This is a genomic window from Pseudoduganella guangdongensis (assembly GCF_009857475.1).
Taxonomy (GTDB): domain Bacteria; phylum Pseudomonadota; class Gammaproteobacteria; order Burkholderiales; family Burkholderiaceae_D; genus Rugamonas; species Rugamonas guangdongensis.
On record NZ_WWCJ01000029.1, the window covers coordinates 44,158 to 59,103 of the forward strand.

Annotated in this window: 13 protein-coding genes; 5 read left to right on the forward strand and 8 right to left on the reverse strand. The window is 63.7% G+C overall.

Going from position 1 to position 14,946, the window contains the following annotated elements; genetic code table 11:
- Window positions 1-84: 84 nt before the first annotated feature.
- The 3 genes from GTP41_RS25340 to GTP41_RS25350 form a co-directional block, all read right to left on the reverse strand.
- Window positions 85-2,217, reverse strand: coding sequence for a glucosidase family protein (locus GTP41_RS25340; protein ID WP_229503066.1), 2,133 nt, complete (start codon window positions 2,215-2,217; stop codon window positions 85-87).
- A gap of 11 nt (window positions 2,218-2,228) precedes the next feature.
- Entirely contained in the window at window positions 2,229-4,187 is a 1,959-nt protein-coding gene (locus GTP41_RS25345) for a glycoside hydrolase family 97 protein (protein WP_229503067.1), read from the reverse strand.
- 69 nt (window positions 4,188-4,256) lie between these two features.
- Window positions 4,257-5,276: a LysR family transcriptional regulator gene (locus tag GTP41_RS25350; protein ID WP_161028379.1), complete on the reverse strand. Its 1,020-nt coding sequence runs from the start codon at window positions 5,274-5,276 to the stop codon at window positions 4,257-4,259.
- A 130-nt stretch (window positions 5,277-5,406) separates the two neighbouring features.
- Here GTP41_RS25350 and GTP41_RS25355 point away from each other — a divergent pair, with 130 nt between their 5' ends.
- From GTP41_RS25355 to GTP41_RS25365, 3 genes are all read left to right on the forward strand, one after another.
- Window positions 5,407-6,306 (forward strand): SMP-30/gluconolactonase/LRE family protein, encoded by a 900-nt coding sequence (locus GTP41_RS25355; RefSeq protein WP_229503068.1) that lies wholly within the window; start codon window positions 5,407-5,409, stop codon window positions 6,304-6,306.
- Window positions 6,296-7,213, forward strand: coding sequence for an aldose 1-epimerase (locus tag GTP41_RS25360; protein ID WP_161028380.1), 918 nt, complete (start codon window positions 6,296-6,298; stop codon window positions 7,211-7,213). The genes GTP41_RS25355 and GTP41_RS25360 overlap by 11 nt, the downstream gene beginning before the upstream one ends.
- A 68-nt stretch (window positions 7,214-7,281) precedes the next feature.
- The gene (locus tag GTP41_RS25365) at window positions 7,282-8,340 is read left to right on the forward strand and encodes an acyltransferase family protein (RefSeq protein ID WP_161028381.1); all 1,059 of its coding nucleotides are present in this window, start codon (window positions 7,282-7,284) and stop codon (window positions 8,338-8,340) included.
- Here the strand turns inward: GTP41_RS25365 and GTP41_RS25370 are convergent.
- Window positions 8,312-9,007, reverse strand: coding sequence for a YjjG family noncanonical pyrimidine nucleotidase (locus GTP41_RS25370; RefSeq protein WP_161028382.1), 696 nt, complete (start codon window positions 9,005-9,007; stop codon window positions 8,312-8,314). The two genes, GTP41_RS25365 and GTP41_RS25370, sit on opposite strands and share 29 nt — an antisense overlap.
- A gap of 50 nt (window positions 9,008-9,057) precedes the next feature.
- Here GTP41_RS25370 and GTP41_RS25375 point away from each other — a divergent pair, with 50 nt between their 5' ends.
- Entirely contained in the window at window positions 9,058-9,297 is a 240-nt protein-coding gene (locus GTP41_RS25375) for a hypothetical protein (protein WP_161028383.1), read from the forward strand.
- Between the two features lie 15 nt (window positions 9,298-9,312).
- Here GTP41_RS25375 and GTP41_RS25380 read toward each other — a convergent pair whose 3' ends face one another.
- Both GTP41_RS25380 and GTP41_RS25385 read right to left on the reverse strand, forming a co-directional pair.
- Entirely contained in the window at window positions 9,313-9,942 is a 630-nt protein-coding gene (locus GTP41_RS25380; RefSeq protein ID WP_371867408.1) for a pyridoxamine 5'-phosphate oxidase family protein, read from the reverse strand.
- Between the two features lie 39 nt (window positions 9,943-9,981).
- A complete protein-coding gene (locus GTP41_RS25385; RefSeq protein ID WP_161028384.1) occupies window positions 9,982-10,887 on the reverse strand; it encodes a LysR family transcriptional regulator in 906 nt (301 codons plus the stop codon).
- Between the two features lie 101 nt (window positions 10,888-10,988).
- Between GTP41_RS25385 and GTP41_RS25390 the strand changes: the two genes are divergently transcribed.
- A complete protein-coding gene (locus GTP41_RS25390) occupies window positions 10,989-11,381 on the forward strand; it encodes a RidA family protein (protein WP_161028385.1) in 393 nt (130 codons plus the stop codon).
- A 54-nt stretch (window positions 11,382-11,435) separates the two neighbouring features.
- Here the strand turns inward: GTP41_RS25390 and GTP41_RS25395 are convergent, their stop codons facing one another.
- Entirely contained in the window at window positions 11,436-14,111 is a 2,676-nt protein-coding gene (locus GTP41_RS25395; protein ID WP_229503069.1) for a polysaccharide deacetylase family protein, read from the reverse strand.
- 363 nt (window positions 14,112-14,474) lie between these two features.
- On the reverse strand, window positions 14,475-14,903 hold the full coding sequence (locus tag GTP41_RS27685) for an energy transducer TonB (protein WP_161028386.1): 429 nt from the start codon (window positions 14,901-14,903) through the stop codon (window positions 14,475-14,477).
- Between the last annotated feature and the right edge of the window lie 43 nt (window positions 14,904-14,946).

A 14,946-nucleotide genomic window follows, 5' to 3' on the forward strand; every position in this document is an offset into this window, starting at 1 on the left:
TGGAGACATGCTAGGGAAAGCGGTGATAGCGATCTAATGAATCTTTCTGCGCTTTTAATACCGAAAACGTGATGGGGTGCGCATTTACTCCGGCACAGTCACCAGCAGGGGCGCCTTGCCGTCCCACGCCTGGTCGAGAAGCACCTTGCCGTTGTGGCGCACCAGCACGTGCTGGCCTCGTTTAGTGCGCGTGGTGGCAATGTCGATGCCGCTGCCTTCGCTGCCGGCGCCGAATGCGCGCACATGCCGCAGCGCCATGCGCGGCCAGCCTTGCGGCAGGCGCGGGGCGATGGTAAAGCTGCGCAGGCTGGCCGCCTCGATGCCGAACAGGCCTTCCGTGATGACGCGCGCGTACAAGCCGCTCTCCGCCGACAGGTGGCGCTGCTGGCCTTCCGGCCAGGCCTCCACCGCGTACGGCACGTGGTCTCCGAGCAGGCGGCGGTTGGAGTAGTAGCGCAGGTAAGGCATGGTGCGTTCCAGTTCGCCCGCCTTGAGCAGGCCGCGCAGGGCGTACAGGGTGGCGCGGTCCCAGAAGGTCTTGTCGCCGGCTTCGGTCATCACGCCATTCTCGCTCCACAGCTGCGGCGACAGCAGCGCCGCCACCGTGCCTTGCTGGCGCTCGTTGATGCCCAGCGCCAGCGGCAGGGCGATCCAGGCGCGCAGCTTCTCGTTGCCGTCGTAATAGCGGTAGGTGTCGTAGCCCGCCATGCGCGCGCCGAAGTAGCGCTCGATGGCGCCGCGCTGCTGCTGCGCTTCTTCCTGCAGGGCGCTGGCGCGTTGCCTGTCGCCCAGCGATGCGGTCAGGCGCGCCGCCCCTTCCAGCCCGGCGTAGGCCAGCACGTTGGTCGACAGGTTGGCTTTGCCGGCCGGGAAGCGGCCTTCCAGCTCGTCGCTGTCGGAGTGGATGATGCCTTGCGTATCGCGCTTGCGGCGCGTGAACTCCAGGCACCAGTCGATCAGCGGCAGCAGCTGGCGCGCGGTGCCGCTGTCGCCCTGGGCCAGCGCGAACTGGCTGGCGCCGTAGGAGATCATGGCGCAGTCGCCGCGGTCGCCCGCGCCGTTCCAGAAGCCGCGCCCTTCGGCGATGATGGAGGAGGGGATCGGCTTGTAGTCGGCGTTCATATAGCGCGCGAACAGGCCGAAGCTGGTCATGGCGCTTTGCACGGCGGCGCGGTCGCCCAGGTAGGGGAAGAAGGGGTTGACGTATTCGGCCTGGTCGTTGGCCCACACGGCGGCGTAGTAGCGCGTGCCGCCGGGGCCGTGCAGCAGGCCGCCGCGCGTGGCGAACACGCTTTCGGCCGCGCGCACTTTGGAGAAGGCGAACATGGCGTCCAGCGCCGGTTCCGGCGTCTCCAGCACCAGGTTGCCGCGCCATTGCGCCACCTTCTGCGCGCGCGCCTGCAGCGCTTCGCCGCCGTCCACGTACACCATTTCGTTTTGCAGGCGGCCGCTGATGATCACGTCCACATGTACGCGCGCGCCGGGCGCCAGCACGCCTGCGCTGGCCGGGGCGCGCACCTCCACCGCGTAGGCGCCGTGCGTGCCGCGTTCCGCCGGCGTGGTTTCGCTGCGCTCCAGCGCGGCAAAGCGGTAGCTGCGCGCGCTTGTGCCGGTGTTGACCAGTTCCAGGCGCTCCACCAGGGCTGGTTCGTCGGGCGAGGGCGTCAGGGTGCGCTTGAGCAGAAGGCCGGGCGCCAGCTGCGATTGCAGGGCCAGGCGGCCGTCGAAGCGCACTTGCTGCAGGCGCTCGGCGGCGACGGGCCGGCCGTCGATCTCGATGGCCGGTGTTGCCTCCGCGCCGAATTTGCGAATCAGGCTGGCATGCGTGTCGTCCGGGATGGTGCGCAGCATCGGCCACACCACGGTGCGCGACAGCAGCAGCGAGCCGTCGGCCTGGCTGCCGTAGTCGATCACCGCCGACACCTGGCGCCCGCTCATCTCCAGCTGGTCGCGGTGCGCGTCCTTCACATCCCAGCGGATCGCATCGCCATCGATTCGCCAGCGCGGCGTGAACGGCAGCGGCATCGCCCCCGCCGCCGCACCGTCCGTCTTTGGCGCGCCATGGCGCCGCGCCGCGTTCTCTGCGCGCGCCGGGCTGCGGGCTTCCGTCTTGCCGCTCGGTGCGGCGCCCGGGGCATCGCTTGCCGCGCCGGCCGTCCCGGCAGCGGCCATGGCGGCGGCGAGCGCGATCAAGCGCACCTGGAATTTGTTCTGCATTCTGGTTCTCCTCACTTCACCTTACGAATAATCGCGGCCCAACCGCCGCCCGGCGCCAGCTGCATGTTCAAGCGGCTCGCGCGGGTCACTCGCGCGCTCCCTTTCTGCACATCGATCGCAAACACCGCCGCATTCGGCCCATCCTCCATGCTGTCGACCAGGTACTCCCCGTCGCCCAGGAACGAAAGATCCAGCTCAAGATCCCGCCCATCAGCCCCCGTCATCGCCCCCACGTACCAGGTATCGCCATGCCGGCGCGCCATCGCCACATAGCGCCCCAACTGCGCATGCAGCACCCGGCTCTCATCCCACTCCACCGGCACCTGCCGGATAAACTCCAGCGAAGAGGCATTGGCGCGATACTGCGAAGGGCTGTCCGCCAGCATCTGCAGCGGACTCTCATAGATCACATACATGGCCAACTGGTGCGCCCGCGTGCCCTGGCTCATGGGCCGGTCAAAGCTGGCCACAAAGTCCTTGCGATGCGCATTGCTCATGGCGCCGGGCGTGTAATCGACCGGACCCGCGAACATGCGGATGAAGGGCAGGGTCACGTCGTGCTCCGGCGTTTGCTTGTCGCTCCATTTATTGTTCTCCAGCCCCTTCACGCCCTCGAAGGTCAGCACATTCGGCCAGGTGCGCTGCAAGCCGCTCGGCTTGAAATTGCCGTGGAAATCCACCAGCAGCCTGCGCGCCGCCGCCTCCTTCGCCACGCGCTCGTAGTAGTTCACCATCCACTGGTCCGAACGCTGCATGAAATCGACCTTGATGCCGGCCGCGCCCCAGCGCGCAAACTGGTCCAGTGCCGCCGTCATCTGCGCATCCAGCGTCTTCCACGAGACCCAGAGGATGATGCCCACGCCGCGCTCGCGGCCGTAATCCATCAGCTGCTGCATATCGATTTCCGGCTTCACGGCCAGCAGGTCGCCCAGCTTGTACCAGCCTTCGTCCATGATGATGTATTCCAGGCTGTTCTCCGCCGCGAAATCGATGTAGTGGCGATAGGTGCGCGTATCCAGGCCTGCCTTGAACGGCACGCCATACAGCTTGTTGCCGTTGTACCAGTCCCATGCCACCTTGCCCGGCTTGATCCAGCCGGTCTCCTGCAGCTCCTGCGGGTCGGCCAGCAGGTAAGGCATCTGGTTCAGCAGCAGGCCGCCGGCATCGGCCGAGATGCCCAGGATGCGCCAGGGGAAGGCGCGCTTGCCCGCAGTGCGCGCGATATAGGGCGCCTCCTGCGTGACCGGCACATTGCGGTCATCGCGCGCGATATCGGCCAGCGCCACTTTCGGGAACACCGCGCGCAGGCCCGCAGCTTCGCCGCGCAGGTAGAGGCCGGGATAATCGCGCAAGCCGGATTCGGTATAAACGATATGCACGCCGCCGCCCTGCACCAGGGCCGGCACGCCAACCAGCTTGCCCGCCGCTTCCGCCACCGGCATCGGCTGATAGTAGTGCTCATTATGCGACTGCATGGACTTTTCCTGCGGCCAGTACAGCGTATCCTGCGCCCGCACGTTGACGCCCGCCAGCTCGTCCTCGACCGTCACCTGGCCGGGCAGGCTGGTGCGAAAACGGTAAGCGATGCCCTCGTCATAAGCCCGCACTTCCAGCGCGTAGCCGCCCGCGAAATCGAGCTGTAAAGCGTTGTAATGGTCGCGCACCTGGCGCGATTTCTGCGCCACCACCGGACGCACCGTCGCATCCACGCTATGGCGCTGCTGGCCGGTCAGGCGCGGCTTATCGCCCAGGGTGCCGATGCCGTTCAGGGTCAGGCCGATCGGCGTCGGCAGCACCAGCGGCACGCCGCGATGGCTGACCGAGAACGCCAGGCGCTCGCCGGTGTCGATGGTCACACGCAACTGGCGGCCGGGCGAACTGAGTTCAAGGGAGCGCGCCGCAAAGCTGGCCAGCGGCGCGATCAGGAGCAGCGCACCGGCCAGGCCGCGCGCGAGGAATCGTTTTCTCAAGGGATGTCTCCGGATAGTCTTGTGCCAGGCCATGCTAAGCGCCCGGCGCGATACCGATCCAATGACTTTTTATGCGATTTCGATATCGAATGCGGTATCGATGGCCTGCACCAGCGCCGGCACGGGCACCGGCACCGGGGTCGGCTGCGGCTGCGGCGCGGTCGCCTCGCTGCGGATCGCCTGCAGCAGCAACTCCGCGCCCGGCGACAAAATACGGTCGCGGCGGCGGATAATGCCGAACGCATCCATGCGGCAGTCCAGTTCCAGCGGCAGGATGGCCAGCAGCCCCAGCTCCTGGTAGCGCAGCGCCACATCCGCCGACATGACGTTCAGCGCATCGCTTATTTGCAGCATGCTGGTGATCAGCACGATCTCGCTGGTATCGACCACATCGACCGGCGGTTCCAGCCCCGCATTGTGGAACAGCTGGTCGAAGCGCTGGCGCAGGATGCTGCCGGGCGGCGGCGTGATCCAAGGCGCCTGCGCCAGGTCCTGCAAACGCAAGTCCTTGCGTGCCGCCAGCGGATGGCCGGCGCGCGCCACCGCCACCACCGGCTCCGGCGCCAGCTCCTCATACTGCAGGTTCGCGTTGTCATGGAAGCTGGTCATACGCGCCAGCAGGAAGTCCAGCGTGCCCCGCTCCAGCCGCGCCAGCAGCTCATTGCTCGACTCGATCTGCACGCCGATGCGCAACTGCGGCACCTGCTGCTTGACGCGGGTGATAGCGCGCGGCAGCAAGCGCAGGGCAGGGGTCATGACGCTGCCCACATCGACCTGGCCCGCCAGGCCCGATTTAAGCGCAACGATATCCTCGTGCGCGCGCGCCAGGCTGGTCAGCGCCATGCGCGCATGGCGGATCATGCTCTCGCCGTAAATGGTCGGCTCCATGCCGCGCGGCAGGCGCTCGAACAGCGAGATGCCGAGCATGTCCTCCAGGTCCTTGAGCTGCTTGGACGCCGCCGGCTGCGTCATGCATAACGCCTCGGCCGCGCGGTGGATATTGCGCTCGTCATCGATGGCGATCAGCAGCAGCAGCTGGCGCGTCTTCAGGCGCGCACGCAGGAACCAGTTCGGATTAATGGCGGTCATGGCGGCTTTCTTTCAGTTCAAGCCCCGCTTTTAACATACCTGAATTGATATCAGTGTTGTCCAAATGTTGATTGGACTCATATCGCGCGCACCACTAGCATATTCAGCACAATTTTCACGAAGGAAGTGCATGGCATACCAGTGGCGGACAGATATGGGCAGCACGGCGCGCGCGCTGACCGCGCATTGCGACATGCTGGGAGAAGGAGTGCATTGGTGCGCCGACAGCAAGCGCCTGTGGTGGACCGATATCGAAGGCGCGGCATTGTATTCATGCGCCAGCAACGGCAATATGCTGCGCCGCTGGGAGATGCCGGAACGCGTCGCCTCGCTCGCGCCCACTTCGCGCCAGGGCGTTGTCCTGCTTGGCATGGCCACGCGCCTGGCGCTGTTCAACGTGGCCGACCGCAACATCCACACCCTGCATCAGCTCGACCTGCCGCAAGGCGTGCGCATCAACGACGGACGCTGCGACCGCAGCGGGCGCTTCGTCTTTGGCACCATGAACGAGGCGCCCGGCCACGCCGCGCTGGGCCGCTTCTACCGGCTGAACAGCGACTTCGCGCTGGAAATGCTCGACCTGCCGCCGGTGGGCATCGCCAACAGCATCTGCTTCTCGCCCGACGGCGCCACCATGTACTTCTGCGATTCACGCGACTCGCGCATCCTGTGCTGCGACTACCCCTCGCTGGCGAACGTGCGCGTCTTCGCCACGCTCGCCATCGGCGTGCCGGACGGCGCCTGCGTCGATGCCGGCGGCCACCTGTGGACCGCGCAATGGGGCGGCTGGCAGCTGGCGCGCTATACCCCGCAAGGCGAACTGGAACGCACCTTGCCGCTGCCCGTGGCGCAACCGGGCTCCTTGTCGCTGGGTGGGGAAGGGATGGACGAGCTGTTCGTCACCAGCTCGCGCCAATCCCTCTCACCCGCGCAACTGGCGTTGCAACCGCGTGCCGGCGCCTTGTTCCGCGTCTCCGTGATGGAAGTGCGCGGCCTTGCCGAAAGCCGGTTCCAGATCCATGCGCACTAATCTCCTGCAGCTGCGGCACGGCGCTTTGCGCGCCCAGCTTGCCCCTGGCATCGGCGGCTCGATCGCGCGCTTCTACAGCGAGCTGGAAGGCGGCCGCCGCTGGCATTGGCTGCGCCCCGCCAAAGACAGCGCGCTGCGCGCCCGCGATGCGCGCGCCATGGCCAGCTTTCCTTTGCTGCCGTTCTCCAACCGCCTGCGCGAGGGCCGCGCCACGTATGGCGGCCGCCATATCGCGCTGCAGCCGCACCACAGCACCTCGCCGCACGCCTTGCATGGCCTGGGCTGGCAAATGCCGTGGCAATCCAAGCGCATCGGCCCGGCCCACGCGCGCATGACCCTGAGCCATGAAGGCGCGGACGGCTGGCCGTGGCCGTTTCTGGCCACGCAGGAGATCCGTCTGGACGACCAGGGCCTGCTGATCGACCTCTCCATCCGCAACCTTGGCACCACGCCGATGCCGGTCGGCCTGGGCCACCACCCCTACCTGCCGCGCCGGCGCGGCACGCGCCTGGCCGCCGACCTGGCCGGCATGTGGGCCACCGACGCCGAATGCCTGCCCACGCAGCTGGAACGTCCGCCCCTGCTGAACCAGCTGGCGCAAGGCCGCACGGTGCAGGGCCTGCGCCTGGATAACAACTTCTGCGGCTGGCAGGGCGTGGCACGGGTGGACTGGCCCGCCAGCGGTTTCCACCGCCACGCCGCGCTCACCCTGCGCGCCCTGGCGCCCCTGACGCTGCTCGCCCTGTATATGCCGCCGCAATCGCCCTGGTTCTGCGTGGAGCCGGTCAGCAACTGCACCGACTGGCTCAACCTGCAGGGCTACCCGCCCGAAACCACCGGCGGCAGCGTGCTGGCGTCCGGCGCCACCCTGCAGACCAGCCTGCGATTAGAGACTTCCATCAGGTAAGCCGCGCGCCACCTTTCTGCTGGGCTCGGTTAAGATGACGGCCTTTCGCGTTATCGGCAGCAGACGTAATGAAGTTTGGCGTTATCAATTTTCTAAAAGCAGGCGCAGCGCAGTTGATCGTTTTGCATCATCTGGCCTTTTACGGCCCGATGGCCGACCACGTGCGCCACATGCTGCCCGAACTGGTGGACTGGCTGGCCGACAGCGCGCGTATCGCGGTGCAGGTGTTCCTGGTGGTGGGCGGCTTCCTCGCCGCCAAATCGCTGGCACCGCAGGCGCAGCCCGGCATCGCCGACCCGCTGGGCGCCATCTGGCGCCGCTACCTTAAGCTCGCGCCACCCTTCATCGCCGCCACCCTGCTCGCTGCCGGTGCCACCGCGCTGGCCGCCATGTGGATGACGCACGACTCCATTTCCGACCCCGCCACGCTGGGGCAGCTGGCGGCCCACGCCTTGCTGCTGCAAAGCGTGCTTGAATATCCCGCGTTATCCGCCGGCGCCTGGTACGTCGCCATCGATTTCCAGCTCTATGCGCTGGTGGTGGCGATGCTGTGGCTGTCCGGCCGCCGCGCCTGGATGCTGCCGATCCTGGTGGCGATTGGCTGCGCCTTGTCGCTGCTGCACTTTAATCTTGATTCATCGTGGGACAGCTGGGCGCCGTACTTCTTCGGCAGCTATGCCCTCGGCATGGCCGCATGGTGGGCCAGCGACCCGCGCCGTAAGGCCGGCGCCGTGGCGTTGATGCTGGCGGCGGTTGTGCTTGCGCTGGTGGCCCTGGTGGTCGACTACCGCAGCCGCATCGCGCTTGCCCTGGTAGTGGCGTGCGTGCTGGTGCTGTTCGGCCGCATCCGCACGCCGGGGGAGGGGCGCGACTGGGCCGTCATCAACTGGCTGGCGCAGATTTCCTACGCCGTGTTCCTGATCCACTTCCCGGTCAGCCTGCTGGTGAATGCCGCCTTCACCCGCTTCGTGCCGCCCGAGCCGGAGCTGCAGGGCCTCGGCATGCTGTGCGCGTGGGCCGCCAGCCTCGCCGCCGGCGCCGCCTTCCACCGCTGGATCGAACTCCCGCTAGGCCGCTATTTCAGCACGCCGCGCAGCGTTATGCCCGGCCACGCAGCGCGGGCATAATCTCGTCGAGGCGGGAAACGCTGAACGTTGGCAGCGCCTCGCTGTCGTTGTCCTGCTGATTTGGATTGAACCAGCAACTGTCGATGCCGAAGCGGTTGGCGCCGAGGATGTCGGCGTCCAGGCGGTCGCCGATGATGATGGTTGAATGCTTGGCGAAGGTGCGCGCCATGTTTGTGGCGAACTCGAAGAAGCGGCTATCCGGCTTGGCGTAGCCGCACGCTTCCGAAGTCGCCGTGAACGAGATGTAGCCGCCCAGCCCCGAGCTGGCAATGCGGCGGTCCTGGATATGCGCCACACCGTTGGTGATGATGCCCACTTCTCCAATCTCCGCCAGCGCCTCGCAAACGCGCCGCGCGCCATCCACCAGCACCACCGTTTCCGACAGCGACTCAAGGTAGCGGTGGCTTGCCGCTGCCGGATCGATTTCCAGGCCATTGGCGTGGAAGGTTTGGCGGAAGCGCTCTACCTTGAGGAGTTCTTTCGTCACCGTGCCGGCCTCGAACGCCCGCCACAACGCCATATTGAAGGCTTGGTACTGCTGGAAAAGGCCATCGATCGGCTGCTCGAATCCAAGGCCGTGCATGACGCGCTCAAACGAGAGTTTTTCCGAAGCGCGGAAATCGAGGAGGGTGTCGTCCAGGTCGAATAAGAAAAGGTTGTGCTTCATAGTGGTTTGCCGCTAAGCTTGCGCGGTTTTATTTATTTGGTAATTTTTGAATGGAATATCGACCTACGCAAATTGGAACGCGACTGCTTTTCCTCGTCGCGACAATTGCCATCGTACTGGATTGCTACATTTCCCGGGACAAAGGTGTGCGCTTTACCAGCATCGCTGTGGCAGTCATCTTCGGCTTGGCCGCAATCAAAGATAGTTATCCCGTGGGGCTGGTGGGGCGGTTCAAGCAACTTATTGCCGCAATTTTCCTCGGAGTTTTGTTCGTTAAGCACTTCCTCTGACACGAGAGGTGCGCCTCAATAGAGCGTGGTTCTTTGCCTCTCCGGCAGCTCCCGGTCGTATTGCTCGGCATTGATCTGCGCGTTGCTGAAGTCGGCCAGCATGGTGCCGGGGCTGGGCAACCCGGCCGCCAGGCCATTCGCTGAGTCTAGCCACAAGCGCGAGCGTTGAATCGCCCGCGCGCACTGGAAGTATGCCGTCTCCACCCGAATCACCAGCACGCACTTTGGCGGCTTGCCGTCTACCGCAAAGCGTTGCAGCAGCTCCGGTGCGACGCTGATGCGCGCTGTGCCATTCACCCGCAGTGTCTCGCCCAAGCCCGGGATCAGGAACAGCAAGGCCATGCGCGGGTCGGCGATCAGGTTGCGCAGGCTGTCGATACGGTTGTTGCCGCGCCGGTCGGGTAGCAGCAAGGTCTGTTCATCTTCCACCACCACAAAGCCTGGTGTATCGCCGCGCGGCGAGGCATCCAGCCCACCTGGTCCCGACGTTGCCAGCACGGCGAACGGCGATGCTTCGATCATGGCGCGGTAGTGCGGATGGATGAAGGCTTGCTCTTTCTGGATCGACGCCTGCCCTACCTCGCCGAACAGCGCTTCCAGTTGCTCCAGCGTGTCGATCAGGCCTGATGCGGAATGTGGGCTCACTTGTTTGCGTCCTCGGAATGGTGAAGAAGAGTAGGGATTCTACCGCCGCTGCAGATCGTGCCGCGCCATCAGCTCAACGATCCAGTCAATGAACACCCGAAGCTGCCTGCGGACATAGCGGTTCGGCGGATATGCCACGTGCAGCGGCATAGGCTCGATGTGCCAGTCTGTGAACAGCGGAACGAGTGCGCCGCTGGCGACATGGGCGTTGGCCATGTATTTCGGCAGCCATAGTGCGCCCAACCCTGCCAGACCGGCGGTAAGGTAAGCGTTGCCGTCATCGATCGCCAGGAAGTAGCGGCCGCTGACTTTAACACGCTCCCCGGACTTTTCCATCACGTATGGCAAACCATTCCGCCACCGGTATTGGACAATGCGGTGGCCGGGCCTACGCAAATCGTCCGGATGCGCCGGTGTGCCTGCCTGGTCCAGGTACGATGGCGCGGCGTACACGCCTAACTGAAGGTCGGCGATGCGTCGCGCAACGAGGGAACTGTCTTCGATTTCGCCACCGCGCACCACGCAATCCACGTTGTCGCCAATGAGGTCGACTTTGCGGTCGCTGGCGCCGATTTCGAGCTGGATATCCGGGAAGCGGGCGTGGAATTCGGGCAGCGCCGGCACCAGGAGGATGTTGGCAAACGGGCTGGGCACATCCACCCGCAGCAGGCCGCGCGGCGCGCTGGATTCGGTGAGGATGTTGTCTTCGATATCGTCAAGCTCGGCCAGCAGGCGGATCACCCGCTCGTAGTAGGCGGCGCCGGCTGTTGTCACGTTCACCTTACGCGTGGTTCGGTTGAGCAGTTTGATGCGCAGGCTGGCCTCCAGCTGCTGCACTAGTTGCGTGACCGTGGTTTTGCTCACGTCCAGCGTTTCTGCGGCTTTGGTAAAGCTGCCGGCTTCAACAACCCGGACGAATGCGCGCATGCCCTCTAGTTTGTCCATAGTTTGGTTTTCTCAAACAGTGTGGTGATGTTTTTGCGGTTTATCCGAATGATAGTCCGATTTATAGTGACCGCACTGTTCACCACACGGAGTTAAGCATCATGAATAAGCGCGAAACCATTTTCCCTGCGGGGCGGCATGAACTTTACGCAGTCCATAAATACTCGGCTGCGATTCGGTCAGGGGATTTGCTGTTTGTGTCCGGCCAGGTCGGAAGCCGCACCGACGGGGCGCCGGAGCCGGAATTTGAAGCGCAAGTGCGCCTGGCATTTGAGAACCTGAAGGCGACCCTAAAGGCGGGCGGATGCGGGTTGGATGATATCGTGGACGTGACGACTTTTCACACCGATCCAGAACGCCAGTTCGCTACGGTCCTGGCGCTTAAGGACGAGATGTTTCCGCAAGCGCCTTATCCGAATTGGACCGCAGTCGGGGTGAACTGGCTGGCCGGGTTCGACTTCGAGATCAAAGTGATTGCCCGGGTTCCGGGCTGAAAAAACCTGCACCGCCAGCCTTGACGCCTGGCGGTTGCAGGTCGGGGGCAGGTGCTACTGCGGCCTGCCAGTCCCCAGTTTCGCCAATTGTTCACGCGCATATCCCGCACTTGAATGGTTGGGCGCCAGCTCCAGGAAGCTGGTGTAGGCTTTCCGGCCCCGCTCAAGATCGCCTTGCCGCTGGAGCGCATCGCCCAGGTTCAGGTATGCGATGGCGCGCGAAGCATCGATTTTGGTCGTGTTCTCGAACCAGCGCGCCGCTTCCGCATATTTGCCCTGCTTGTAGTACACGAAGCCAAGGTTATTGGCGGCCAGGCCGAAGTCCGGGCGGTACTTCAAGGCTTCGGTGAAGGCAGCTTCCGCCTGCGCGTACTGCTTTTCCTTATACAACTGCAGGCCACGGTCATTGGCGCGTTGTGCCAGCTGCCGGCTGGAAGCATCCACCGGCTTCGGTGCGGCCAGCTTCTGCTCCTCGCCTTGCAGGTTTTTCACGACGACGCTGTTGCCATCGGCTTGCTGGCGCCGTCCGGTATCCAGTTTGCTATTAAGGGCGATGGCTTCCGGCGAAAGCTGGGCGCTTCCCTCGCTCAGGAACTCGGCCTCGGCAGGCAACTGGAATACGAACTCGCCGCCCTCCGAACCCGGCAGGCTGCCGAAAGCCGGTGTCTGCTGCGACACGCTGGCCACGGCCGGCGCCACGTAGGCGGCCAGCTCGGTGGCGGTTATCATGCCGTCGCTATTCAAGTCGGCCTTGCCGCCCAGTGCCTGCAGCAGCGTCCAGGTGAAGACCGAATGCCCATTCGGGCCGCCATCCGCCACCATCTGGTCGGCGCCGCCCGCAGTCAGCATCTGGCGGCCAATGCGACGCGCATTGTCGCGCAAGAAGGCGGACGTGCCGCCGGCGCGGGTCAGACCAAGGCCGCTGTAGCAGGCGTCCATCACGAACAGCAGGTGCTTGGAGTTCACGCTCTCGGCGACGTTTTGCAGCTCCGACATGGGGATCGCATCCACGCTGACCTGGTCCGGATCGGAATCCACCGGCACGATGTAGCCCAGGCTACGGCCAGAACTCAGTTGGCGCGTCGCGCCATGGCCGGCGAAGAAGACAAAGATCCTGTCGTCCTTTTTTAGCTTGGCGTTCGCCAGCTTGTCGTGGAAGAGGGCGAGGATGTTGTTGCGGGTTGCCTCGCCATTGGTCAGGGTGAAGACGCGGCTGTTGTCGAAACCAAAGCGGTTGACCAGCGTGTCGCGGACCGCCTTCGCATCTTGCACGGCGTAGTGCAGCTTGGGCCACTTCTGGTAATCGTTGATGCCGATGACCACCGCATAGCTGTCGGCATAGCCCGTGCTGACGGCGACTTTGTCGGGCGCCGGCTTGCCTGCCTTGGTGATGGTGAATTCGCTGCCGTCCCAGGTGGCAAAGCTGTAGCCCTCGGCGACCAGCTTGTCCAGCACCAGCGGCAAGGTTTTAACGGTACGCTCGTGGATGTCGTGGAACAGGATGATGCCGCGCTTTTCCTTTTCCACCAGGTCCAGCACGCGGCTGGCGATGGACGTGGGCACAGGATCGGCCCAGTCGAGCGAATCGATATTCCACATCACCGAACGCAGGCCCAGCTTGTTCAGCACCGCCATCCCTTCGGCATTGCGCGCGCCGTAAGGGAAGCGGAATAACGACGAACGGCGCGTATCAACCGCCTTCAGCAGCTGATCCGCTTGGGCGATCTCGCCATACAGCTGGTCGCCTTTTTCCTTGGACAGCAAGGCGTGGCTGTAGCTGTGGTTGGCCAGCACATGCCCGCCTTCCAACAGGCGGCGGCTTGCCGCAGCATTCTTACCCAGCGCCTCCTTGCCTTTGGCATCGACCTGGCCCAGGTTCTTCCCGACCTGGAAGAAGACCGCCGGCACGCCGTATTGCTTGAGGATGGCCGCTACTTCGTCGGTGTAGGTGGCGTGCGGACCATCGTCGAAGGTGAGCAGCACGGTTTTCGGTGGCAGGGAGCGGCCGAAATCCTCCGGCGCTGCATCGTCGCTGCCATGCTTGACGGGATACGGCACGATGACGCCGTAATCCTTCATGATCTGATCGCGGCTGAACAGCTTTTTCAAATGCTCGACATACGCGTCCCATCGTTCGCGCTTCGGCACGATGGCACGCTGGTCGAAGCGGGCAAAGATGCCCTGCAGCTCCTTGTCATACTGGCGCTCGATATCCTCCAGCGCCGCCAGGTCTTCGCTCACGCGCTTGTGCAGCTTGATGCCTGGCAGCGTCTGGTTCGCAGCGGCCAGGCGCTGCATCTCGACCAGCACTTCGCGGAAGGCGAGGCGATCGGCGTCGTATAGGCCGGAATCGGACTCGATGTAGGTGAGTAGGGCGTCGTAGGCCGCGTCGCGCTGGGATGCAGGCGCTTCCTGCAGCTTCGCCAGCAATTGCCGCACCTTGCCGAAGCGCTCGACGTTTTCGTGGAAGAGGACCTGGCCCACCTGGGCTGCGGCTTTGCGGTCAGGCTCCGACATGGATTTTTCGTCGGCCAGCAGGACGATGATCTTGCGGTAGCTGGCCAGGATGCTTTGCAGCTCGGCCTGGATTGGCACATGCGGATTTGCGGTCTCGGCCGCGACTGCCGCCACTGCTGTTGGTGGCGTGCCGCGTGTTTTATAGTAGGCGGCGCCTGCCGCAGCAGCTGCGACGATGGCCGCGCCAATCATTAGGGGTTTGGAGAACTTCAAAGACGTGCTGCCTAGTAGACAAAGAACGGCAGCATATCATCTTGCCCTGATGAAAAGTGCGCGGATTCTCACGTTTGTGACCTTTGGCAGGGCAGGCAGAAAAACGTGGAATCGGAATTCAGGGGCTTCCACGCGTCTCTTTTTGTATGAGGTGGCGAACCTGAGCTACGGATGAAATGCAGTGGCGCGTTCCATAAATACGCTTGTAGAAAACGATCCCACATCCTCGGCATTTAGTAGCCTTATCGCGCGGCGCATCCAATGCCGGGGCTGGATCTTGAAAGTCGATTTTCCGATAAAGGGCCAGACCTGAACCATTCCGACAGGCGGTTTACGCCCCATAGCGGACGACCGCGTTCGAATTTAGTTAATCGTAAATTTATAACTCTTTTTTTGCCAAGCCATTACTGCCTCCGGTGAAAATACGCAGGCAGAAAGAGCGTTAATGGCTGACTCATCTAATAACGCCCATCCTGAGGACCGGGATACCTCGGCATTAACAGCCCGCCCGTTAATGTTCACTTGATAACTTAGAACTGTAGTGCCCTCCAACTCCCACATTCGTGCATCTTTCGGATATGTTGTTTGATCACATGTTGTTGGACTGAGCGTTGTTAAGGAAGGCTGGCTCGGCCGGTAGCGATTTTTTCCTTCATAAAAACGATCAACCGCGTCATTTATTTTTTTGCGAGTATCCGGATGAGCTGCGTCATGTGCTGCAGCACTTGTACTGATCGCTATCAAGAATGTTCCAAATAGTTTTCGTGACGTCTGTTTTAAATGGTATTCCACTGTCATCTTCTCCGAAATTTTTGCCAGATTCTACGTCCGGTTT